17 protein-coding genes are annotated in these 23352 nt (G+C 51.6%); 4 read left to right on the top strand and 13 right to left on the bottom strand.

The window, feature by feature from the left end; translation table 11 throughout:
* The first annotated feature begins 42 nt into the window (after positions 1-42).
* Entirely contained in the window at positions 43-969 is a 927-nt protein-coding gene (locus tag K7P76_RS02840) for a helix-turn-helix domain-containing protein (protein WP_309244723.1), read from the top strand.
* Here K7P76_RS02840 and K7P76_RS02835 read toward each other — a convergent pair.
* The 10 genes from K7P76_RS02835 to K7P76_RS02790 form a co-directional block, all read right to left on the bottom strand.
* Positions 911-2506, bottom strand: a complete 1596-nt coding sequence (locus tag K7P76_RS02835) for a response regulator transcription factor (protein ID WP_232183008.1) — start codon at positions 2504-2506, stop codon at positions 911-913. The two genes, K7P76_RS02840 and K7P76_RS02835, sit on opposite strands and share 59 nt — an antisense overlap.
* Positions 2496-4322, bottom strand: coding sequence for a cache domain-containing sensor histidine kinase (locus K7P76_RS02830; RefSeq protein WP_232183006.1), 1827 nt, complete (start codon positions 4320-4322; stop codon positions 2496-2498). The genes K7P76_RS02835 and K7P76_RS02830 overlap by 11 nt, the downstream gene beginning before the upstream one ends.
* Positions 4323-4345: 23 nt before the next feature.
* Positions 4346-5683 carry an ABC transporter substrate-binding protein gene (locus K7P76_RS02825; protein WP_232182997.1) on the bottom strand — a complete coding sequence of 446 codons (1338 nt, stop codon included), beginning with the start codon at positions 5681-5683 and terminating at the stop codon, positions 4346-4348.
* Positions 5684-5829: 146 nt separating this feature from the next.
* Complete coding sequence (locus tag K7P76_RS02820) at positions 5830-7437, bottom strand: ABC transporter substrate-binding protein (protein WP_232182994.1); 1608 nt, start codon at positions 7435-7437, stop codon at positions 5830-5832.
* A 113-nt stretch (positions 7438-7550) separates the two neighbouring features.
* Positions 7551-8414, bottom strand: coding sequence for a carbohydrate ABC transporter permease (locus K7P76_RS02815; protein WP_232183432.1), 864 nt, complete (start codon positions 8412-8414; stop codon positions 7551-7553).
* A gap of 80 nt (positions 8415-8494) precedes the next feature.
* Positions 8495-9364 carry an ABC transporter permease gene (locus K7P76_RS02810; protein WP_232183431.1) on the bottom strand — a complete coding sequence of 290 codons (870 nt, stop codon included), beginning with the start codon at positions 9362-9364 and terminating at the stop codon, positions 8495-8497.
* A 144-nt stretch (positions 9365-9508) separates the two neighbouring features.
* Complete coding sequence (locus K7P76_RS02805; protein ID WP_232183430.1) at positions 9509-12166, bottom strand: beta-galactosidase; 2658 nt, start codon at positions 12164-12166, stop codon at positions 9509-9511.
* A gap of 273 nt (positions 12167-12439) precedes the next feature.
* On the bottom strand, positions 12440-13474 hold the full coding sequence (locus K7P76_RS02800; RefSeq protein WP_232182992.1) for a cytochrome d ubiquinol oxidase subunit II: 1035 nt from the start codon (positions 13472-13474) through the stop codon (positions 12440-12442).
* Between the two features lie 5 nt (positions 13475-13479).
* Positions 13480-14814 (bottom strand): cytochrome ubiquinol oxidase subunit I, encoded by a 1335-nt coding sequence (locus tag K7P76_RS02795; protein WP_232182990.1) that lies wholly within the window; start codon positions 14812-14814, stop codon positions 13480-13482.
* Positions 14815-14889: 75 nt separating this feature from the next.
* The gene (locus K7P76_RS02790) at positions 14890-15699 is read right to left on the bottom strand and encodes a phytanoyl-CoA dioxygenase family protein (RefSeq protein ID WP_232182988.1); all 810 of its coding nucleotides are present in this window, start codon (positions 15697-15699) and stop codon (positions 14890-14892) included.
* Positions 15700-15832: 133 nt separating this feature from the next.
* Here K7P76_RS02790 and K7P76_RS02785 point away from each other — a divergent pair, with 133 nt between their 5' ends.
* From K7P76_RS02785 to K7P76_RS02775, 3 genes are all read left to right on the top strand, one after another.
* Positions 15833-16660 carry a helix-turn-helix domain-containing protein gene (locus K7P76_RS02785; RefSeq protein WP_232182986.1) on the top strand — a complete coding sequence of 276 codons (828 nt, stop codon included), beginning with the start codon at positions 15833-15835 and terminating at the stop codon, positions 16658-16660.
* Between the two features lie 88 nt (positions 16661-16748).
* Complete coding sequence (locus K7P76_RS02780; RefSeq protein ID WP_232182983.1) at positions 16749-17321, top strand: dihydrofolate reductase family protein; 573 nt, start codon at positions 16749-16751, stop codon at positions 17319-17321.
* Between the two features lie 339 nt (positions 17322-17660).
* Positions 17661-18683, top strand: coding sequence for a methyltransferase domain-containing protein (locus tag K7P76_RS02775; RefSeq protein WP_232182981.1), 1023 nt, complete (start codon positions 17661-17663; stop codon positions 18681-18683).
* A gap of 786 nt (positions 18684-19469) precedes the next feature.
* On the opposite strand, the gene K7P76_RS02770 is transcribed toward K7P76_RS02775, so the two are convergent.
* Genes K7P76_RS02770 through K7P76_RS02760 form a run of 3 tightly spaced genes read right to left on the bottom strand, consistent with a single transcriptional unit; the run spans position 19470 to position 23251 of the window.
* A complete protein-coding gene (locus tag K7P76_RS02770) occupies positions 19470-20552 on the bottom strand; it encodes a glycoside hydrolase family 88/105 protein (protein ID WP_232182980.1) in 1083 nt (360 codons plus the stop codon).
* Between the two features lie 43 nt (positions 20553-20595).
* Positions 20596-21402, bottom strand: a complete 807-nt coding sequence (locus K7P76_RS02765) for a response regulator transcription factor (RefSeq protein WP_232182977.1) — start codon at positions 21400-21402, stop codon at positions 20596-20598.
* Entirely contained in the window at positions 21395-23251 is a 1857-nt protein-coding gene (locus tag K7P76_RS02760) for a cache domain-containing sensor histidine kinase (protein WP_232182975.1), read from the bottom strand. Before K7P76_RS02760 ends, K7P76_RS02765 begins: the two co-directional genes overlap by 8 nt.
* Between the last annotated feature and the right edge of the window lie 101 nt (positions 23252-23352).

Below are 23352 nucleotides of genomic sequence, written 5' to 3'. Positions count from 1 at the left end.
CACCATAAACATTATGGGTTGATTGCGACTTTGTATAGGTATATGATGACTTCAACGAAACACGAGAGAGGATACGAAAACATGCGCAAACAAAATCCGATGATCGAAAAGGGAGAGCAGTTTTTCTCGAACGGATTGTCCTTGTACGTTAATCGGGTCAGCGAGCGATTCGACTTGCCGGAGCATGAGCATGATTTCATTGAAATCTGTTACGTATGGGCGGGAAGCGGCTTTCACTACATCGAAGACCGGACGATTCGCGTGACTCAAGGAGACTTGTTTTTTCTCCCCGTCGGCGTTTCTCATATTTTTCGCCCATCCTCCCACAACCCTAAGGAGCCGCTCATTATCGGAAATTGCATTTTCGACGAAACGATATTTCGTTTTCTGACGTCGACGTTGCCTGTCGAGTACGGACTTTACCGGTTCCGCCAGATCAGCGCCGAGACGGGCAACTGGATTCAAATGCGCGAGAGGTCCGGCGAATTCGGTCATTTGTTCGAGTCTTTGCTTAAGGAGTTCGAGAATAAGAAAACGGGCTACGAAACGATGCTGTGCGGCTTGCTCCTTCAGCTTCTTATCGGGATGGAACGAGCGATGAGTCCAGAGGCCGAGACGGGAGACCCGGTCGCCGAAAGATTGGAAATCGTCTATCGGCATATACGGGAGCACCTGCATGATAAGCTGACTTTATCCGCCATTGCCCAGCAAATCGGCATCGGAGAACGACAGCTTCAACGCAACTTAAGCGAACGCACCGGACTGTCCTTCACCGCCTTATTGCACAAGGAAAGGATCGACCGCAGCTGTCGGCTGCTGGCCGATCCCGCACTCGCTTCCCTTACCGTGGCGGACATTGCCTCCCGGGTCGGGATTTACGATCTGAAACGGTTCCACCGTCAATTTAAGCTTACAACCGGTATGACCCCTGCCCGCTACCGCGAAACATGGACACGGTTAACCCCGTAACCTCCTTGAACACTTTGCAGAAATAAGAAGTGTCCTGGTAACCGACCTTTTCCGCGACTTCGTATACTTTAAGCCGCGAATCGCGCAGCAGCCGTTTGGCCGTGTCCATGCGGACGCGGTTCACATATTCGATAAAGCGCATCCCCGTCTCTGAACGGAACAGATTGGACAAGTAATTCGCGCTGAAATTCAGTTCTTTCGATAAAGCGGCTACCGTTAATTGTTCCATATAATGCGCGTGGATATAGTCGATCGCGAGTTGGATTTCCTTGCGGTAAAGCCGGTTAGGGCTTTTCATCCCTAATAGCTTGGAGCAGCTCGACATGACCCATTCAAAGAGAAGTTCCGGCGAATCCATCCTCTCCAGCGCTTCCTGCACCGCCGCATCCCAATCCTTCGTCATAGCCTCGCCGAGCCTCAGTTCCCCGGCTTGAACGCCGATCGCCGCGAATACGTCGAACAGCAGCTTCCTAAGCTTGGGCTTGCCGGGCTTTACCTTTCGAACATGAAGGAAAAGCTCCTCCAAGGCGGCTTCCATGCTCGTTGAATCCCCATGCTTAAGGGCCGTCATCCACCTATGCGCGTATTCGGAGTCGAGGTTATTCACGTCCGTTGAATAACTTTCCGCCGCGTAAACCCGATTCCACCTTTCGTATGCGGTCTGAAACAACGCAGCCTCCGCTTGCTCGAAGCTGCCCTTCAATTCGGACAAACCTGCGCCGATTCCGCTCATTCCAGCGGATGCGTTCCGGTTGGCCGATCTAGCGACAGTTATTAGCCGGCTGGCCAAATCATAGGCGGCAATCCGCATATCCGCCTCGCTCCTGCATCGATGGAAGCCGATCGCAACAACGAATTTACTTGATGAGATGGAAATCGGAACAACCCTTTCTCCCGTTCCTTCCACTCCGTTCACCCCATTTTCCACGACTGCCGCTAAGCTGCCGACTATGCCTTTTTCCGCACAGGATGGTTCCGTAATCTGTACAGACAAGAGCATATAAGGAGATTGGCACAAGGTGAATTTGCGTTCTTCCGCCAGCCGGAGCATGCCATCGCTATCCTCCCATTCCCCCTCCCCGAGCATGATTCGTTTCATGAACTGCGACTCGGCCTCCAGTTGGCTCGCCGTCTGCTGCTCCAACTCGCTCCTTTGCTGTTCCAGCCATTCCTTCACTTGACCGAGCATCTGAAGCAGCGATTCCGGTTCTAAGTCATGCTTTAGTAAATAATCCCGGGCTCCGAGTTTCAAAGAATCTTTAACGAAGCGAAAATCATCGTATGAGCTAAGCATGACGACGACGGTATCCGGCGTTCGGCGCTTGATGGCCTGAATGAGATCGATGCCGTTCATCTCGGGCATGCTGACATCGGTCAGAATGAGGTCGAAACGCTGGTGCTCCAGAATCTGAAGCGCTTGTTTGCCGTTTATCGCTTCGGCGGCCAGGTCGAATCCATAAGCCGACCAATCGATTATCGTCTTGATCGCGTAGCGGTAAATGGCATTATCCTCAACGATCATCGCTTTATACGACATCCCGATCCACCTCTTCCAAGCTCGTATAGTAAGGCAGCCGAATGACCGCTTTTGTCCCATCGCCCGCGGCCGTTTCGAAAGTTAAACCGTATTTTTCCCCGTAATGGGACCGAATCCTTTCATGCACGTTGCGAACGCCTATGCTGTTAAGGCCGGGATATCTCTTCTCCCTATCCTCGGTCAGCAGTACGGAAGCTTTCGCTGGATCCATTCCGATTCCATTATCCTCCACGGCCACATGAAGAACGCCCTTAACGACCGAAGCCGATATCCGAATGAGCCCGGTGCCCTTGGACATTTCCAAGCCGTGCATGATCGCGTTCTCTACAAGCGGCTGCACGATAAATCGCGGCACTAACCCTTCCGTCAATGTTTCATCGACTCCATATTCCACTTTGAATGCGTCCCCGTAACCGATTTGCTGGATATAAATATAATTGCGAACATCCTCCATTTCCTCCGACAGCCGGTGAAACTCACCCGTTTTACGAATCGAAGATTTCAGCAGCCCCGTCAGCGCGCCGACCATTCGTTCGATTTCCGGCTGTCCCCGGCTCCGCGAGAACCACCGGATCGTGCCAAGCGTGTTATAGAGAAAATGCGGATTGATCTGCGCCAGGAGAACGGAATATTCCGCCTTCTGCTTCGCCAGCCGTTCGGCATATACGCTCGTAATCAGCTCATTGATCCGAGACACCATCATATTGAATCGGACCGCCAGCATGCCTATTTCGTCACGTCCGGCTGGCGTCGCCTTCACGTTGAAATCCCCGTCTTCTACGCGTCGCATCGTCCTCTCGAGCAGCTTGATGTCGCGGGTAGTGCCGATAGAAAACCAGAAAGCGACGACAATCGCGACGAAAATAAAGAGGACGCATACTCCGATAATGAGCGTTTCAAGAATGCGGGTTCCCGCTAACAACCGGTTCATCGGAATGAAACATAGGATATTCCAGCCCGTATCCGCCGACCGGTATTGGGTCAGAAGCGCCTTCTCCCCATTAACCCGAATGACTTTTCCGACGCTGGAGTCGGCCCCATCCCCGATTACCGCCGCGAGTTCCTCGATCGTGGAAGACGACTGTCCGAATCGTCCTTCGATCAAAGGTTTGCCTTGCCCGTTCAGGATAACCAGATTATCCGTATGAATGATGGATCCGTCCGAGAGCAGGCTTCTGAAATAATCCCGGTCGATATGAAAAACAATGATGCCGAAGTTGTTGTTAACATGGTTAATATCGATGTAATAACGAGTCAGCGCGACTTCGTCCGTTCCTCTTAGCGATGCCGACCAGACGATGCCCTGGTTGCCTCTGCGAAGTTCTCCTAATGCCGAGTCGGAAATTTGCTGAACTTTAGTCGTATTAAGTCCGCTGGCTGCGGAATAGGAACGCTCCCACCAGAATAATCGTCCCGCGCCGTTGCGGATCGTGATCGCGTTGATGTAGGGGTTGTTGTTCCCGTATTGAAAAAGCAGGTTGGATACCCGCGTGTAAGCCGAAGGATAGCTCGTCTCCGTAAGGGGGCCGTTTCGTTCCGATACGATTTGGGTCAGAAGCTTATCATTCAGCAGGAACACGGTGGCATTCACGAACTCTTCGACCCTGTTGTCGACGTTTTTGGAAAATTGGTCGATAACGTTAAGCGAGAGCTCGCGGGTATTGGCTTCGATATAATGCCTGGACGCAAGCGTTGCCGCGCTTCCGATGGCAAGGGCAAGCAGCAAGATAATGAAAATGTTGGACAGCAAAATTTTCGTGCGAATCCGGAAATTCCTCATTCGCTTCATCGGATTAAGACTTTCCAGCAATCGCATGGCCATTCCCCTTATCCAAAATGTCATTTGACCATCGGGCGAATCCGATTAAACGACTCGTCGAGCGCCCGAATGCATTTCTCTATGTCGTGCCTAGGATCATAGAGAAATAACGTAATCTCATTCTGGTAGGCAGCGAGAAGCTCCTGATTGACGACTTCCGGATAAAACATCGAGTAATCGAACGTTCGTCCCGGCTTTATGTATAGCTGGTCTAGCTCTACATAGGCCGGATCGAAATCGATGGGGGCATCGGCAACGATCGAGATGCCCTTCTTATTGTCTTGGAATACGACGGCCATCTCTGGCGTAGCAAAGAACTTCACGACGTCCATCGCGATGTCTGGATGCCGCGATTTCGGATTAATGACGATTCCGCCGGTCGTCTTCATGGCGAATTTCGTATTTGCCGGATTGTCGGAGCTAGGAAAGGCAAACATTCCAATATTGGCATCCGGATTCTCGGATCGAACTCCATCCACCGTCCACGTTCCGTTTAAGATCATTGCCGCTTGGCCGCTGGCGAGCATACGCAGCGCATCGCTCCATCCGGTGCTGAACGGATCGTCGCCTACGTATGCGAACCGTTCGGCCAGACGTTTCAGAACGCCCTTGAAACCGCCCTTGTCCTCGGCAAAAGTCGCTTTTCCGGCTTCAATATTCCGAATCCAGTCAGGCGTGCCGATTCCGCTTGCTAATATGTCCGGCTGAATATCCGCGTTCAGCGTCCATATGTCTTTGTAACCTGCAGCTATCGGCTGGATGCCCGCTCGCTTCAGCCGTTCGCATACGGCGAGAAACTCGCTCCACGTCTCGGGAACTCCGCGAACGCCGGCCTTGGCAAAAGCCGCTTTATTGTAAAATACGCCGACCCCGTTCCGGTCGATCGGCAACGCCCACACCCGGCCGTCCGGCGTTCGCACGCCTTTCAAGGCGTCGCCCTTCATTCCGGCGAGCAACGATTTGCCGGTTAACTCCGCGGCATAACCCGCATCGATGAATTCTTGCTCCGCTTGAATGCTGTCCGTCATATAGATATCCGGCATTTTCTCGACGGCCGCCAAATTATGAAGCGTGCTCGCATAGGTGTTCGCATCCGCCGCGATGATCTCGAAAGTCACGTTCGGATGTTTCTCGGTATACCGACTCGTCCCGATTTCCAGCCATTTGCGGGCGCCTTCTTCGCGGAAATGATGATACCAGGTCAATTTGACGGTCGCTTCCTTATAGGAATCGGCAGAGGGCTTCGCATGTCCGCCGAACTGGTCGCCGATCCAACCGCAGCCTGTCAAACCTATAATCAGCAAACACGCGCTTCCTTTGAATATAGCCGCTGCCGCCGTCCGCAAACGATTTTTCAATACCGTCACCGCCACTGCTATCATTTTATTGAAGCGCTTACAACAAATATACCACATCGCTGCCCTCAACCCTCTTGCCTAGCGCAAAATGCCGCCTCAAATGAGGCAGCATTTTATGCCAGCGGGACGCTAGGACGTTGATCCTATTAACCTTCGATCTGTTTCTTATAGGCATCCATCTGCCGCTGAAGCTCGGCAAGCACCTTATCGTAACCCGCCGCCTTCAGCTTATTGCGGAACTCTTCGACCGCTTTAACCGGATCGCCCGCTTTCCCGTACGTGATCGCCGGACCCATCTCTCCCGTCACCTGGGATATAGCGGTGATTTCCGCTTCGATCGGCGTTTTGTCGAAGACGAACTGGCCATACGGATACGGTTTCTTGATTCTGTCATATTCGGCATACAGCGTTTCTTCGATCTGATCCCAAGTCGTGTCGCTGACGATTTCGAATTTGTCGACGCGACCGCCCCAGAAGTCCGAGTAGAACTCGTTTTTCTTAGGATCGTAGCTTGCCGGACGAACGCGTTTGCCGTCTTTGATCTCGTATTGAACGCCTTCGATACCATAGTTAAGCAAATGGTAAACCTTCTCGTCGTTACGGATAATATCGTAAGCCATCAAGGCGCGTTCTGGATTTTTGCTATGCGCGCCGAGCGACGTGCCGCCGTGGGTAATGGATAATTCCAACAGGTTATTGTTCGTTCTCGAGAACGGGTACATCTGAAGCTCGGAGCCCGGCTGCTCGCGATCCATATCCACGCGTAAGCCGCTGAACGTCTGAGTGTGATGCTGGTCTACGCCGGTAAGCCCGCCTTTGAGCAATGTTCGTGTATCGCCTTTGTAGTTGAGCACGTCTTCGCGCCAGAACCCTTTATCCGCCCAACTCTTCATTTTCGTTGCGAAGGCGACCATCGTATCGTCGAATACGGGGCTTACGACCGTATATTTCTCGTCATAGCTTTTCGTTGCGAATACAGGCAGATAACCGGTGAAGATCGGAAGCTCCAGGTTATGGGTATTCGCCTGAACCCAGCCGCCGAAGGTGCTCGTGCCGCCCGTTGTATCCCAAGGAACGACGCCTTTCTTGTTGTCCTTGATGAATTGCATGTACTTCTCCATCCCGTCCCAATCCTTGATCGGTTCGGTAATGCCCGCTTCCTTCGCCCAATCGCCGCGATAGTAGAAGCCGTGATTTACCCATTGGGTATAGTCGTTCTCGGGAATGAGGACAATTTTGCCGTTATATTTGCTTTGCGCCCAATCTTCCTTAGGGATGGATTCCCATGTTTGCGGCGCGTATTTCGGCAGAAGGTCGTCCAGATTCTTGAAAGCGCCTCTCTGCGCATTGCCCCACGTATCCAGCCAGTCGGTTCCGATCGTAATCAAGTCTACCGCTTCCCCGGATGCGAGGAGGAGATTATACTTCGTTTGCCAATCGGCCCACTCCACCCATTTCCACTCTAGCTCGGCGTTGATCTTTTCCTTCATGATTTTGTTGACTTCAGCAAGCGCGGCATCGAATTGCCCGTTCTTCGGCTTATCGCCGAGGATGACGTAACTGATTTTCACGAACTTGGACGTATCGATGTCCCCGGCATCCGCCGATTGATTCGTCCCGTCGTCCCCTTTGCTGCTGCCCGAAACGTCCGCGTTGCCTGCGTTGCCTGCGTTCTTGTTTCCGGAACATGCCGCAAGTGCAATGATCAGGATGATCGCGAGCAGCAGCGTGGAAATCTTCTTGACCTTCGACATACCTAATTGCCTCCCCAGTGTATCGATTGGATGGACGATAAATGTCCTCTATGTGAGAAGATCGCAAGGTAACGCGACCTTAGGCACATCAGCTTCAACTTCCATTTAAGGCACTAACCTTTAACAGCCCCAACCGTAATTCCTTTGATAAAATAACGCTGAACGAACGGATAGAAGAGAATGACAGGTCCTGTCGCAACTACGGCGGTGGCCATTTTCATCGATTCGAGCGGCAAATCTCTCAGCTCCACATTGGAAGCAGCCGCGGAGTTCTTGATGAAGTCGGCGCTGGTGATGACCGTATAGAGAAACAATTGCAGCGGGCGATATTTCATATCCGGAGATAGGAAAAGCATGGAATGGTACCATTCGTTCCAATAGCCGATCGCGATGAACAAACCGATCGTGGCGAGGGCCGGCGTCGTCATTGGCAGAATGAGCCGTATAAATATCGTAAAGTCGCCGGCACCGTCGATTTTGGCGGATTCGGTGATGGCATGAGGAATGGAACGAACGAAGCTTTTCATCATAATGATCAGGAACGGAGTCATAAGCCCCGGAAGCAGCACGGCGAGATAATTGTCCCGCAAATTCAAGTATTGAGTTATAAGAAGGTAAAATGGGACGAGTCCGCCCGAGAACAGAGTCGTGAAGTAGATGAGGAAGGAAATCCCGTTCCGGTACTGAAAATCGGGGCGTTGCAAGGCGTAACCCGTCATCGCGACAAGGAACAATCCGGCTGCCGTTCCCGCCAATGTGATGCCGATCGTAACCCAGTAGGAACCAATGATGAGATCCGGATTCTCGAAAACGATCCGATAGGCGAAGCTGCTGAATTCCCGCGGCCAGAAATTAAAGCCCGATCTCGCGATCGATCCCTCGGAAGTGAGCGAAGTACCGACGATGAGCAGAAACGGCAACAGGCAGCAGAGTGAGAACAAACCGATAAACGAATATCCGACCGTTCTCACGAGCATGGACGATAAGTCGGTGCGAATTTTCCTGCGCGTAGTTAACAATTGTCGTCCCTCCTTCTTTAGGTGATTATTGGGTCGAATCAGAACAAAGAGTTGTCCGGCGACAGCTTCTTGACCAGCCAGTTCGCGCTAATAATAACGAAGAAGCCGAATACGGACTGGTACAAACTGACCGCGCTCCCCATCGAGAAGTTGAAATTGTTCAGCAGCGATCGAAATACGTAAGTCTCGATGATGTCAGTCGTGGCATAGAGGGACGTGTTGTTCGCGCCGACCAGGTTATAGAACAGGCCGAAGTTGCCCCGAAGTACGCTGCCAAGCGAGAACAGCAACAGGATAATAAAGGTCGGTTTAAGCCAAGGCAATACGATGTAGCGAATACGCTGCAGCGCGTTGGCCCCGTCGATTTCGGCCGCCTCCACGATCTCCGAATCGAGTCCCATGATGGCCGCGAAATAAATGATCGAGCCATATCCCGTAGACTGCCATAAATAAGTAATAATGATGATTAAAGGCCAGATGTGCGGGTTGGAATAGGTTTTGACCGGGTCGGCCCCCAGCGATTTCAATATGCCGTTCAGCAAGCCGTAATCGTAGCTTAGGATGTTGTAGGCGATTAGTCCGATTAGGACGAACGAGATGAAGTAAGGAAGAAACATGAGCGTCTGCGTCAGCTTCTTGAACCATTTCAGACGCAGCTCGTTCAGGAGAATGGCGACGAGAATTTGCAAGGCGTTGCCGATCAGGATAAAACCGAGATTATAAGCGATCGTATTGTAAGTGAGCCGCCACAAGTCTCCCGTCATGACGAGAAAGCGGAAGTTGTCCCAATGGACAAAGGTGCTCTTGAAAATGCCGTCGGTGTAGTTGTATTTAATGAACGCAAGATAGAGGCCCGGCATGGGCAAGTAAGCGAAGATGAGAAAAAACAGGATAGCAGGCATGCACATGAACAGCAGCGTCTTGTTGGAGCGTAATGTACGGAGTCGGGATCTCGGTTTAGCCAATCCGGTATATACGGCTTTCTCCGTCGCTATCGTGGTGCTCATTCGGTGCCCTCCTTTTTTCGGATAGTCTCAGGTAATCGCATCGCGTCATACTGGAAGGAAACGGAATGACCGTATCGTCCCCGGTTGCCCATATTCGACCGCTTCGAGCAATACCTTCAGTTCGTTCGCCTCTTGCTTAAACCAAGGTCCCGGCAAGTAAAACGAGTCCGGGCTTCCGCCCCTCATCGCCGGACGGGCTTCGCCTCCCGGAAGCCACAAACGACCGATCAACCGTTCGTTAAAGAACACGGATAGTTTGACGTTCGCGCCGTCGACCGTAATTCGCCAGCCCTGCCCGTTGTTCGAGTCGAACAAGCTCGCGTATAACCAGGCAACTCCGCCGGACTCCAACTCATAAGGCAGCAGGGTTGGAGATTTCATATGACGTTGTGCCTCCGCATGCTCTAACAAAGCTTCTTCTGCTGCCGACGACAATTGCCAATCGGTTGCCGAGCGCCCTTCCAAGAGGATCACTTTTCCGGTTGGAAGGCCTAGCGGACGTTCAAGCAGCAACGTTACCTGTTGCTTCCGCTCTCCTGCGATTATCCATTGCGTGATATCTAGAAATGGATCAATCGGACTTACAAGGGCAGCTTGGCTTCCATTGATAAATACATGAACAAGCGCCTGCAATCCGTCGAAATGCAGCGTCCACGAATTTGCGGTTGCAAGGGTGGAGAACGATTTCCGGTAATACTCGTAAGCATGAATATTGGGCGACAACCACCCTCCGAAGCCGACGATCGGCCACGTGTAATCCGGGTGGTCGACATCCGTCAAACCGGGTTCAGGGGTAGGAGATGCACCGCGATGGAAACGCCAGTTGCCGGTAATATCCCTTCTGTTCAGTACCGTGACGAGATCTTTGATTCCTTTCATCGCGCTTAATCGAAGCGCCGGCAGCCTGACGTCGTCGAAATTGGTGTGGCCCCATATTTCCGTGCGGGCCGACAGACGACTTATGTGCCTCGTATTGGCAAATGGAATATACCTACTTGCCCCGCCGGGAGTTATCGTTCCCGCATATTCCCCGTCGGTGTAAACGGAGACGACATCGCTTCCTTGTCGGACCAGAATGCCCATTGCATCCGCTTCGGCAAGGTCCGCTGTGCCGGTATTCACTTCGTACCAAGCGTATCCGCGGTAAATGCCATGCAGCTCCAAGAAATCGGCCTGCGCTAGAGGGATTTTGTTGCAGGCCGTCATTGGAACCTCTGGCTCCAGCGCAGCGGAGGACCATTCAATCGCTACGTCACTAGAATCCATCGCCGGGGAGTTTTTAAGGGCTCCGTAGCGGATAGCACCATCTATCTCTTCTATCGATTCAATCAGAAGCGCCTTGGATCGGCTCATCAATAAGATCTCAAGAGAACGATCATTCGGAAAACCTATCCTGCAACGGCTTTCCTCATTACTGTCAAAGGTAAGAGTAACGAGCTTGCCATCTTCCTCTTCCTCTACCGCCATTCCGTCCGGCATAATCGAACTTGCCCCGGATTCGAATCGTAAGGCAATCTTCCCTTCATTCTCCGCATGAAGGACGAGAATCGTCCGATCTGATCCCTGAAAGGCATCCGTCAATTCCCCGGTCGAATAGTCGATCGTACCCTCGATTCCCCATGCGTGAAGCGGTACTCGCTCGGGCAAGATGCTGCAACGGCCTTGCTCGACGTTAGTGAGGAAGACGAGATTGCCGCCACCGACTAGTTCCAACCGGTATGGACCGTTGTTTGCAGGCGCCGGTTTCGCTTCGGCAAGCGCGCTGCCGTAAACATTCAATATTCGGCGAAGCAGCCTTCCCTCGTAAGCTTCTTCCCGAATATGGCCTTCGGGCGAAATCATGCCGCCGAAGTCATAATCGGAAGTCATGAAAGCAAGCGGCTGTCCCCAATTGTTCGTAGCGTTCGTAAATCCGAAATCCGTTCCCGACACCTGGAGGTACGGTCCGAGCAGCTTAACTCCGCAAGACAGCAGGCGCCGAAGAAGAAAGTGGCTGCGGTTCGTTTCCGTTACGAGCAGAGGATACCCTCTCTGTCCCAACTCATTTTTATAAGCTAATACTTTCGCTTCGAATTCCGGATCGCGGTCATCCGGATAGAAGTTGCAGGTCGGCACGACTCCTTCCGCGTAACCGGATGCGCCGAACAAACCTCCTTGCCCCGCGCAAGCAATGAGCGGAACGGTCAAGCCATGCCCTCTCGCCATAACCCTCAGGGCCGAGATATATCCATGGGGATCGGAGCAATCGTAGAAATCGAGCTCGTTCTCTAGCTGCACGGCAATTACGGTGCCGCCGTTATCGATCTGAAAGCTTCTCAGAATCGGGAGGATCCGGTCAAACCAGTTGGCCGTATATTGCAGGAACGCTGCGTCGTTGTCACGCAGCTTCATGTTGTCTTTGGCGAGAAGATACGCGGGCAAAGCGCCTCCATCCCACTCCGAGCAAATATAAGGACCAGGTCTGGCGACCACCCATAATCCGGCTTCCTTGGCAGTCTTTAAGAAAGCCTCGGCGTCCCGCTCCCCTTCGAAGCTCCATTCCCCTTCCGCAAGCTCGTGATAATTCCAAGGAAAATAGACGTCGATGGCGTTGTAGCCAATTGCCTTGAGCTGCTCCATCCTGTGTCTCCAAAGGGCTCTTGGAATCCGGAAATAAAACAATGAGGCACAGAGTACAATAACGCTTTGCCCGTTAACGGACATAGAATCGGGTTCGAAACGGACTAAAGAGTCCGTGTGTATTCTAGTATTCAAATCTTTGTCCTCCTGTAGGAAGGGAAATGAAAGCGGTTACTAAACTTATTGTACGGGAGCCTCCCCCTCATTTCATTGAACAAAACTTCGATATGTTGTAAAAAACACCGCACCTACCCTCCAGCGTTCGGAGAGACGGTACGATGTTTATTTTCATTCGCCGCGCATATGAAATTTCTACGATTTACATAAGAAACGATGCTGCAGACGGCGATATCCGGATTAGTGATCCCTGTGGGATATATATCTCTTGTCTTTAAGGAACAACCGCCAGAAAAGGTAGAAGCCGGGAGCCAAGACGGCAACGCCGATCGCATAAGAGACGAGCAGCGAGCGGAATGCGGCGTCATTCGTAATAGCGTCCCCAACAGTTAAGTCGGGATATACGATATATGGAAGATGGGCCATGCCGTAGCCGACGCTAGCGAGAAAATATTGTCCGATGACGAAGGTGACGGCTACCCGCGGGCGCCCGGGAGCGCCTTGCTTGCGCTTGATCCAGAGCGCTCCATAACCGATGGCAAAGGAAACGATCGAAGCGAGAAACCATGGCCATTGCTCTCCGATGCGATCCACGATCCAGCTAGCTTCGGGTGCCATCGAGTAGGTGGCTAATACGGCGGTCAACAACGTTAACGGGCCTATTAGAATCGCTATTTTGCGATAAATGAGGTATGTCGACGTTTCCTCGGCTTCATGCGCGTAATCAGACAGGAAGAGCGCCGCCAGGAACAGCTCAGAGGAAATTCCGAAGGCTAGATGAGCATATTCGGTTGAGCTTGTCAGCAGCTTGCCAAACAGTAAAGCAGGATGTCCGTTTTCCGAGACTTCGACGAAACCGCCCAAGGAAATCGGCAAGACGCTAAGCAGCAAGCCGGGAATAAGAACGCCGGTCAACCCGGAAACCCAGCGCAGCGGCCTGCTGAAGCGTTTCGTAGAATAGCTGTACACCATGAAGCTGCTGCGAATCGCGAGAAGCAGCAACACCAGGCTGACGGGCAATAGCAGCAATGAACCGAACCAGAAAGCCGCTCGCGGGAAAAAACCGACCAGCGCCACGGCGATGAGCACAAGAAACACATTGGTTACTTCCCAAGACGGCGACAGGTAACGATTCGCGATCTGCGCCGCCCTCGTCCCCGATCTGCGGTCGAACATGAGCGCCCAGAACCCCGCGCCGAAATCCACGGACCCGAGTATAGCGTACGCAAATATGAAAGCCCACAAAATCGAAATCGCCAACGTCGCATTATCCATTCCTCTTACTTCCCTTCCGTTGCGGCAAGCTCGCGAGCGACTGGCTTACGCTTGAAATAATAGCGCATTACTCCAATGGTAATGAACATTAGCAGCACATATAATCCGATGAACAAACCGAACAGCACCCCGATATCCTGCGATAGGGTTGCCGCATCCGCCGTTTTCTGCACGCCGCTGATCACCCAAGGTTGCCTTCCCGTGCAGCTGAAAATCCACCCCGTCTCGATACCGACAACGGACAAAGGCCCGCCGGCAACGACAATCCACAGCAGCCATCTCGGATATGCCCGTTTAAGCGCAAACCTAATGAACATCGCGCCCATGGACAGAGCGATCAAGAAGCTGCCGATCATAACCATGAGATTAAACAGCGTATGGATGAACAGCGGCGGCCAAAGTTCACGGGGAAAATCGTTAAGTCCCCGAACGACGCCGTCGAAGCGGTCGGTCGCGAGGAAGCTTAGCGCCCATGGAATCGTGATGCCTCCGGTGACAGTCTGCTTTTCTACATTCGTGCTACCGAAAATCTCAAGCGGGGCGTGTGAGGTCGTATCGAACAAGCCTTCCGCGGCGGCAAGTTTAAGCGGCAAGTATTGATGGAGCATCTGCGCGGTGAAGTGTCCGTTAACGGCGGTAGCCAAGGAGCAAACCAAGCCTACAACCAACGCTAAATGCAGACTTTTCCGGTGATATTCCCGCTCGCGCTCCGTTTTATTTTTCTTCAGCAGCTTGTAAGCAGCAATCGACCCCACGCAAAAAGCCCCCGTCATAAAGGCGGAGGCTACGACATGGGTGGCGGTAACGCCGAAGCTAGGGTTAAACACGGCCTTCAGCGGGTGGATATCCGTTATTTGGCCATCCGCTGCAAGGCGAAAGCCAGTCGGCGTGTTCATCCAGGCATGCACGTTAGTAATCAGAACCGCCGATGCGGCTGAGCCCAGCGACACCATGATCACGCTTAATACGCGCATCTTGCGGGATAAGCGATCTGCCGCGTAGATGTAGATGGACATAAACAAAGCTTCCAGGAAGAAGGCCCAGATCTCGATTTGAAAAGGAACCGCGATGACTTGGCCGACGATCTGCATGAAACCCGGCCACAGCAACGACAGCATAACTCCGACGATCGTTCCGGACGGAATGGCTACGCCGAGAAGGATAGCCTGCGCCTTTGTCCAACGCTTCGCCATGACGGAATAGTCCGGATTTTTCGTCACCCCTGCGCAAATCTCCGCGAACACGATCATAAAAGGAACGCCGACCCCAAGCGTCGCGAAAATAATGTGAAAAGCCATCGAGGTACCGAACAGCGACCTTGCCAATACGACGGAATCCATTGAATACGCACCTGCTTTAGCTCTAGTCTGACCCTAGTATGCCTCCGCAGATGGTAAATGATGTATTTTGATCATTTAATGAGGATAAGCCATATCGAATTCTACCCCGCAAGGACCGCCATCGGGATTGACCTCCAGATCGACGGCTGTACCGTCTTGCCGAAACAATGGCCGATAGTGATTGCTGATATGGGTAGCGGAAGCATTAGCATAATGACAAATGAAGGCGCGCCGGAATTGATCCTTCGTCTTGTTCCGATATGATCCATGGATCAGATTACCGTTGAAGAATAGCACGTCTCCTTTGTCCATGATGGCCGGAATCGCTTTTTCATCTTTCGGCGGCTTAACGTAATGGGTCGTGAACGATTCGTTCGAATCCGCCACGTCCGGGCAAGTGAGAGCAAAATCCCCCGTCTTCGGAACGACCAGCAAACCGCCGTTCTCTTCGGTTGCAGCGTCGACCGCCGTCCATGCGGCGATACAGTTGCCCGGCTCCACCTGCAAATAAAAGTTGTCTTGATGCAGCGCCTGACCGCGCGAGCCCGGGGGTTTATAGTAAAACATGCTTTGCGCAGCCAGCGCTTCTTCCCCGTACAGATCGGCCAGTGCCTCTAGAACCGGCTTGTGAAGCATGTACTTCATTGCCGTTTCGTTGAAGCGATGCGGATGCATGACGCGGGGATATCTCTTCAGCGGATCATCCGTTTCCCCTCCCAGTTCGGGCTCGAAATGTCCCGGCACCTTCATATGGCTTATTTCCTCGAATGTATTTTCAATCGTTTGCAAATCTTCTTGCGAGAAAAGACCTTTTACGATTACGTACCCTTCTCTCTCAAAGTGGGCTAGCTGCTCATTCGTCAATGCCTTCAGCGGTGTGCTCATATGCGAACGCTCCTCTAATAAAGTTCTTATTCCTTGACATCAGAATAAAACATTCCGTATGTTAGATGAAGTAAGATAATGGCTATAAAGTAGTGGGATTATGCTATAAGCCATCAATGAGCGGAGGTTTTCCATGCCTTTTTTTAACCGTCCAGAAGAATATTCCGAATTTCCGAACGTCCCCGTATTCGGAGGGCACTTCGACGAAAATGATGCTTACCGCGTCCGCAGACCGAAAGGCATGAGTGACTGGCTCATCGTATATACGCTTAGCGGAGAAGGCTATTTCCGCACTTCGACGGGGGAGAGACGCTGCGGCGCCGGGCAAATCGGACTGCTTCGTTCCGGAGTTCCGCATGAGTACGGCACGATGCCGGGACACCGCTGGAATTTCGTCTGGGCACATTTTCAGAAACTATCGGAAATCGATTATTTGCCTAACGAAGAAGTGCTCCTCCATACGCTTCCGGACGGATATTTGCGGAAAAGGGTGTATCGTACGTTTCAGAACCTTCTCCACGACTCCTGGGACCGATCCAGCTTCTGGAACGCGCTCTGCGAGAACTCGCTGCGGGAAATTCTGCTTCTGATCGCGCAGCGGTTGGACAAAAAAATCGATCCGAGAATCGAACACACGCTCCAACTGCTGACCCGGTCCATGAAAGAAGAAATCCGCATCGACGATTTGGCCAAAGCCGTAGGTTTGTCCTCATCCAGGCTATCCCACCTGTTCAAGCAAGAAATGGGCGAATCGGTGGTAGAGCACCTTAACCAGATGAGGCTCAGGCAAGCCGCCTTGCTGATGGAGCATATGGGCAGAACTGCCACCGATGCCTCACTGGATGTTGGTTTCAACAACTATAACCATTTCGCCGCTCTGTTCCGCAAAAGTTACGGTCTAAGTCCGCGGGAATACGTGAAGCGATCGAAAGAGTCGGACTTTAACCCGTCGAAAAATTAATTTCTTCCTTGTGATAGAAATTATCGTTTTGCTGTGTCTATAAGAGTGAACCATGAAATGAAACTATCCAAACTAAAGGAGAATGAAAATGAGAAAAGTAGTTTTGTTCATGCACTTATCGCTTGATGGTTACGCAGCAGGACCAAAAGGAGAATTGAATTGGATTCCATACGATGAAGAATCGATGAATTATGCGGACGAGGTAGTAAGTACGGTAGGTTCACCCATATATGGACGCGTAACTTTTGAACTGATGGAAAGTTACTGGCCCACTGTGCCTAACAATCCATCAAGCAGTAAACGCGACATCGATCATGCTAATTGGTACGAGAAAATTGAAAAAATCGTAATTTCCAGAAGTTTGGACAGAGTTGAGTCGAGTCATACAACGTTGATTAAAGCAAATATTGCAGAAGAAATCGCGAAACTGAAACAGCAACCCGGGAAGGACCTTGTCATATTTGGCAGTCCAAGCATTGCGCGAACTTTTATTGAGTTGGGTTTAATCGATGAATATCGGCTTACGATTAGTCCTGTTATTTTAGGCAGCGGAATAACCGTGTTTAATGACCTCAAGGATAAGATTAATCTTAAGCTTTTAGATTCCAGAACGCTTCGTTCAGGTCTTATTGCTCTCCACTATCAGCAAGTAAAAGGTTGAGAATACTCTTATAGTGGTATACAATGTGAGCATTCGTATTGATGGAGGGATTAGTGCTTTGATTATGGCCGTATTTTTGACAGTCGTTATCAGTTAACAACCAACTGAATAACGCGAAAGGCATGAGAGAAACCCGAGACCTATCGTTCAGGGTTCTGTTTCCTCTGATTTCTGCATGCCTTCGACTGTCAAAGAACGGAATATTCAATCACTCTCTTTTCTGAGGCGTACCTTTCAAAAAAGGGTGCCTTGTTTGTGCGCATAAGAGACGCGAATGGACTTTTGTTCATTCGTGTTTTTTTATGCCCAAATATCAAAATACGAAGGAGCAATAAAGAAATGGCGCATTATTTTGCAACAGTATTACCGGGGCTGGAATACGTTCTGAGGAATGAGATTCGAGTTAAAATTGCTGACGCAAAGTTTCAAAGCTTAGAGCGAGGCAAAGTTTATTTTACATCCAAGTTGCCTATAGAGGCTTTAATGGCTCTACGGACTGCCGACAACCTTTACAGACTGATTCATAGGTTTCAGGTTGGACCCCATAAGATCCATTTAGCTAATATTGAACAAGAAATTTACACGTGCGACCTGTCTTGGGCATATTCGAACCGATCCGGGATGATCAGCTATAAGGTCAATGCCAGTCGAATGGGGAAACACACTTACTCTCGTTTTGATGCGGCTGAAGCGGCCGCTCGGGGGATTGCGCGGCGCGATTCTCGTTGTTGGCACGATATTGTTGGAAAACATGAAATGGAGTTTCGGCTTGATATTAATCATGATGAAGCGGTTTTCGCTTTGAGGCTAACAGATGCCTCGTTTCGTTATCGGAATGCGGAGAGAAAGTTCTCTCAAGCCGCTTTGCGTCCTACCGTCGCTCATGCTCTTGTCTGGTTATCGAACCCTGAAGAGACGGATGTTTTTGTTGACCCGTGCTGCGGTTCAGGTACGATACTTGCCGAACGTCTCGTTTATCCTTACTTTCAAATAGATGGCGGGGATCTGTCCAAGGATGCCGTGGAAGTCTCTAAGGAAAATACCGGCTCTCATAATCATGCTAGAATTCATCATTGGGATGCCCGGCAGCTGCCACTTGATTCCGATTATATAGATAAAATAGTTACGAACTTGCCCTTTGGCCGGCAAATCGCAGCAGACGAAAATATTTCCGGACTGTATTGCGATGTTCTCAAGGAAATGAAACGGGTGTTGAAAAGGAACGGAAGCGTACTTTGCTTAACGGATGCGGATGCTGCTTTGCAAATCGCTGCAGAGCGGGTCCAATTCAGTTGCTCGAAGGAGACGACTCTCAGCTTAAAAGGGCTTCATCCGACAGTTTTTTCGCTCAAAAAGCAGTAATACGAAATTTTGATCAGCAGCCAGTGCCCGCATGTCCTCCATCAGCGCATTAATCGAAACGCATTCGTTACGGATGCGTTTTTTGAATTCGGTTATGGACACTTGATTCATATTGTGAAAATAAGGCCAGGGGTAGCTCGCGCAAAGAGTTATCTGGGAGAAACAAAGTAGAAGAGCATTGCGAGATTTTGCATTAAGGTGGAAACTTCTCTACTCAAAGTCGGTTATTCCGACTATTGGGAGGTTTTTCGGCTATCTTCCCTGCTCAAAGTCGCTTTTTCCGACTATTGGGAGGTGCTTCGACCATCTTCTCTGCTCAAAGTCGCTTATTCCGACTATTGGGAGGTTTTTCGGCCATCTTCCCTGCTCAAAGTCGCTTTTTCCGACTATTGGGAGGTGCTTCGGCCATCTTCTAAGTTTTAAAGGGCCACTCATTCGCGTTCCAGGGACGGAATGACCATGCTTATACCCCGTCATTAATCCTCCCATCACTTCGAAATGATGCGAAGGCCATAAAACTGCCTACATCTTCCGGAAGTGCAGCGTTGTAACTTCGCCAAGGCCAAGAAACTGCCCTCACCACCTTGAGTGCGGCGTTGTGACTTCGCCAAGGCCAAAAAACTGCCCTCACCGCCCGGAAGCGCAGCGTTGCAGCTTCGTCAAGGCCAAAAAACTGCCCTGACGGCGATGGCACCTCTGAATCCGAATATTATGAAAAAAAGACCGCAGCCTGTAGCTGCGATCGATCTCGCTTCATACTAGAAAACTCCGACACAACACCCCCTTTCAGCGCTCCTGACTCAAGTCTATTGCTTCCGTAAGCAGCAGCAAGGTCAACCCTTGCCCGTACAGGGTTGGGAAGATCGGAACCTTATTGTAAGCCTCAACGCTTTCGAGCACCGGCGTGCCCCCGGAAACGCCGCTGACCGCGCCGTTGTCGCCAATCCGCGACAAAACGGCCGCTACCGTCCGGTCGGAGCAATCCTTCATCGAGTCAGGAACAAGCCCCATGCGGGCAGCTTTATATAGCCCATAAGCAATACCGGCTGACCCCGACGTTTCCTCGTAATAGTCGGGTTGATCCACTACGGTAGGCCACAGCCCGCTCGCGTTTTGCCGTTTCGCGAGTGCCACGGCGAGTTTCAGATACCTCTCCTTAATCTCGCTCAACATTCCGGAATCGTCCAAATCGCCTGCCAATTCTTCCAGAATCATCGGAACCCCGCACGCATTCCAGGCGTTTGCCCGGTTCCATTGCGCCGCGGACATCCAATCACCCGCTTCGCAGTTCCAACCGTGATAGAGCAATCCGGTTTCTTCATCCTGCAAGGCGCGAAGGTGCAGAAGTACTTGCCGCAAAGCCTCGTCCGCCATTCGGCGGTCCGACAGCATCCGCGCGGCCCGGGCTAAGAATAGAACGGCCATAAAGACGGTATCCGCCCAAATCTGTTCGCGGAATGAGGCTTTCTCGGTTACGGTGTGCTCGAAAGCGCCATTCCTCGTTCGGGGAGACTTCTCCATCATCCAAAGGGCGATTTCCTCAGCCTTTTCCGCATAATATCGAGTTCCCCTCTTATCGAACAACAGAGGAAAGACCGCATAAGGCGCCATCGAATTGATGACCTTGACGGAATCGGATTGCCATTTATTTCTGTCCACCCAATCTGCTACTTCTTGGATCGCCCGCTCCTCTCCGGTCACTCTCCCATACTCCGCCACGGCAATGATGCCCACTCCCGAATTCCAATCCCACCGGTCGATGTTCATGGCCCAATCGGTCCATTCATGGTTTCCCCACTGAGCCTGCTCGCCGTGCATCATAAATCGATAAACTCGGCGCGCCGCTCCCTCCAAATCGCTCCTTCTCAATCAAACTGCCCCTTTCTAATATGAAAAAATGCCACTCACCCAGCTACAATAGCTGGTTGCGATACTCGGTTGGCGTCAAGCCGAACTGTTTCTTGAAGCTTTCCCGGAAATGGTCCTGATCCGTATACCCGATACGCTCGCAAATCTCATAAATTCGATTCACCGGATCTTTCAGCAGCCGGGCCGCTTCCTCCATGCGGAGTCCAATAATCAAATGGTTGATCGTCATGCCGGTCACTTCTTTAACCAGCAGATTCATATACTTATCGCTTAAACCGACCGCGGCTGCCACGTCCGAAAGTGCCAATTCCCTGCGCATATATTGTTCCTTCACATAGCGGACGGCTTGTTCGACCAGCTTCTTCTTCTTTAAGTTTCCGGACAAATCCCCGGGAAGCAGCAGCTCCGATAAATGCGGAAGCTTATCCTTGGACACCTGCCCCGCAAAAGCCAGCTCCTTGAGTTCCTCCCGTTCTTTGCGCAACGACTCCACCGCGCGCGCTAACACCTTCTCGATCTCACCCGGGTCGATCGGCTTCAGGACATAGTCCAGCACATGAAGCTTGATCGCTTGCCTCGCATACTCAAACTCGTTCAACCCGGATAAAATGATGCAGCGAATATCCGGCTTGCGGGCTTGAGCAGCCTCTATCAGCTCTAAACCGTTCATCTTGGGCATCCCGATGTCGGTCAATAGCAGGTCCGGCTCCTCTTCATCAAGCCAGGCCAACGCTTCTTCGCCGTTATGGACGGCGCCGAGCAACGTAATGCCTAACGACTGCCAAGGAATGGATCGCACCAACGTTTCGCGAACGGTTTTCACGTCCTCGGCTATAAGCAACTTATACATTCGCTAACACCTCCGCGTTTCGCAACCCAACCTGTTGTCGATAGGGCAACACGACTTCGACTCGGGTACCCTCGTCGGTATCCACATATTTCAAGCCGAATGCTTCTCCGCAATGCAGTTGAATTCTTCGATGAACGTTTAACGTTCCGTAGCCGGATCTCACCCCGCCGGCTTTGCCATCAAGCTCGCTTCCCGGATGCTCCCGGAGCATGCGGTTCATCCGGACCGGATCGCATCCTCGTCCGTTGTCTTCGACGCTCAATACAAGTACTCTACCTTTAAGCCGGGCGGAAATGGTTATCCAACAATCGGACGTACGGTCCGCAAAACCGTGTATAATCGCGTTTTCCACGAGCGGCTGCAGCGTAAGGTGTACGATACTGGCGGATAAGAGATCATCCGGAACGCGTAAATCCACGTGCAAATTGTCCATCATCATCTGTTGAATCCGGAGATAGGCATCGACCTGCTTAAACTCATCCTCCAAGGAAATCCAAGCTTCTCCCCGATTCAAGCTATGGCGAAAGACGTTGGCTAAGGCGCGGACAATCTCGCTCGCTTCCCGATCACCCGCCATAATGGCGCGGCAATTGATCAAATCCAAGGTGTTGTATAGAAAATGCGGGTTAATCTGGGCATGCAGCAGTTCCAACTGCAGTTGGCGGCGTTCCATCTCTTCGGCGAAGGACTTCTCGATCAGCCCGTGCAGGGTGACAAGCATCGCCGCGAATTTCTGGCCCAACTCATCCACTTCGTAAATGCCCGAATTTTGCTCCGGAAGCGACTCCTTGAATTCCAAAACCTCCGGTCGCTGCATGGCGGAAACTAACCGCGTGATCGGAACGGTGACCCGCACGACGATCCTCCGCAGAATGAAACCCGCGATAAGCAACGCCGCGATGGCCGTTGCGGCGCCAATTGCCGATATGGCGAACGTATATTGGTTGAAATGGCTTTCCGGAACGACCGTCAACAGCTTCCATCCATTCACGAACGTCTCGAACATGACCCGATGCTGTTCGCCGTCGATTCTCGTAACCAATGACCCCGATGCGCCTTCCAGCGCGCGCACATACGGAACATTCACCACAGATTCGAGGAAGTTGTAACGCTCGCTGAAGATGACCCGATCGCTTTCGTCCAGCAAGAGATGGTAACCCTTCTCCAGTTGCGCATTCTCGAACACGCTTCGTATGCTTCCGGTATCTGCGCCCACGATTACGGTGCCGATGCTCCGGCCATCTTTGATGCTCGTCTTCGTTCTGGCCGAATAGATCATAGAGTCATTGGATTGTCCCGTTCTTTGCCCCCACCACTCGGTCTGCCGCACCCCGCGGTTTAGGCTGCGATACCACTCCTGATCTTGCAGGTCTTCGTATTTATAGATGCCCGTCGTCGGGTCGAAGCGATCCGTAGCCATCGCGTATAATCCGCTTTCCGGCTCCAGCGCGATGGACACGACGTAAGACTTTTTGGCTATGCTGCGGGAACCGAAATCGTTGAGCAAGGACAACAAGGACAAATTCTCCAAATTCGTCTGCAAGGCGAAATAGTCGTCGACCGCCTCATAGGTTTCCTTGTGACCGCTTTCCAGAAGGTTTTCTATGGACGGATTGGATAAAATGAAAGCCGCCATGTTATTCATCGTATCGAATTGATACCATATGTTCCTGTAGACGAATTTCATCGACTGATCCGCCATGTTGTGGGTATGGTCATTCTGCACCCGAATAAGGATGTAACTGGCCGCCGTGGCGAAAAAAGCGATGATGGCGACGATTAGCGCGAAAATAGGAAAACTGAGTCTCGACAGCAATCCGGAGTTCCCGTTCCTCGTTCGTTTACGCATGGTCATCCTCTCCCCGCCGTTATCTCCTCAGTAATTTACCGGAGGGATAAACGGGTTATTCAAGGGTCTAAAGCTCCCCGCCAATCCAGGAAAGCGATGGC

The organism is Cohnella silvisoli (assembly GCF_021190915.1).
Lineage (GTDB): Bacteria > Bacillota > Bacilli > Paenibacillales > Paenibacillaceae > Cohnella > Cohnella silvisoli.
Note: the sequence above shows the minus strand (reverse complement) of the source record. Positions and strands in the feature narration are given on the sequence as shown.

What these genes read in the sequence shown, in the direction of transcription:
- K7P76_RS02840 (WP_309244723.1), top strand. Translation starts at nt 43, where the DNA reads ATGATGACTTCAACGAAACACGAGAGAGGATACGAAAACATGCGCAAA.
- K7P76_RS02835 (WP_232183008.1), bottom strand. Translation starts at nt 2,506, where the DNA reads ATGTCGTATAAAGCGATGATCGTTGAGGATAATGCCATTTACCGCTAC.
- K7P76_RS02830 (WP_232183006.1), bottom strand. Translation starts at nt 4,322, where the DNA reads ATGCGATTGCTGGAAAGTCTTAATCCGATGAAGCGAATGAGGAATTTC.
- K7P76_RS02820 (WP_232182994.1), bottom strand. Translation starts at nt 7,437, where the DNA reads ATGTCGAAGGTCAAGAAGATTTCCACGCTGCTGCTCGCGATCATCCTG.
- K7P76_RS02815 (WP_232183432.1), bottom strand. Translation starts at nt 8,414, where the DNA reads ATGCTCGTGAGAACGGTCGGATATTCGTTTATCGGTTTGTTCTCACTC.
- K7P76_RS02810 (WP_232183431.1), bottom strand. Translation starts at nt 9,364, where the DNA reads ATGTGCATGCCTGCTATCCTGTTTTTTCTCATCTTCGCTTACTTGCCC.
- K7P76_RS02805 (WP_232183430.1), bottom strand. Translation starts at nt 12,166, where the DNA reads ATGTCCGTTAACGGGCAAAGCGTTATTGTACTCTGTGCCTCATTGTTT.
- K7P76_RS02800 (WP_232182992.1), bottom strand. Translation starts at nt 13,474, where the DNA reads ATGGATAATGCGACGTTGGCGATTTCGATTTTGTGGGCTTTCATATTT.
- K7P76_RS02795 (WP_232182990.1), bottom strand. Translation starts at nt 14,814, where the DNA reads ATGGATTCCGTCGTATTGGCAAGGTCGCTGTTCGGTACCTCGATGGCT.
- K7P76_RS02790 (WP_232182988.1), bottom strand. Translation starts at nt 15,699, where the DNA reads ATGAGCACACCGCTGAAGGCATTGACGAATGAGCAGCTAGCCCACTTT.
- K7P76_RS02785 (WP_232182986.1), top strand. Translation starts at nt 15,833, where the DNA reads ATGCCTTTTTTTAACCGTCCAGAAGAATATTCCGAATTTCCGAACGTC.
- K7P76_RS02780 (WP_232182983.1), top strand. Translation starts at nt 16,749, where the DNA reads ATGAGAAAAGTAGTTTTGTTCATGCACTTATCGCTTGATGGTTACGCA.
- K7P76_RS02775 (WP_232182981.1), top strand. Translation starts at nt 17,661, where the DNA reads ATGGCGCATTATTTTGCAACAGTATTACCGGGGCTGGAATACGTTCTG.
- K7P76_RS02765 (WP_232182977.1), bottom strand. Translation starts at nt 21,402, where the DNA reads ATGTATAAGTTGCTTATAGCCGAGGACGTGAAAACCGTTCGCGAAACG.
- K7P76_RS02760 (WP_232182975.1), bottom strand. Translation starts at nt 23,251, where the DNA reads ATGCGTAAACGAACGAGGAACGGGAACTCCGGATTGCTGTCGAGACTC.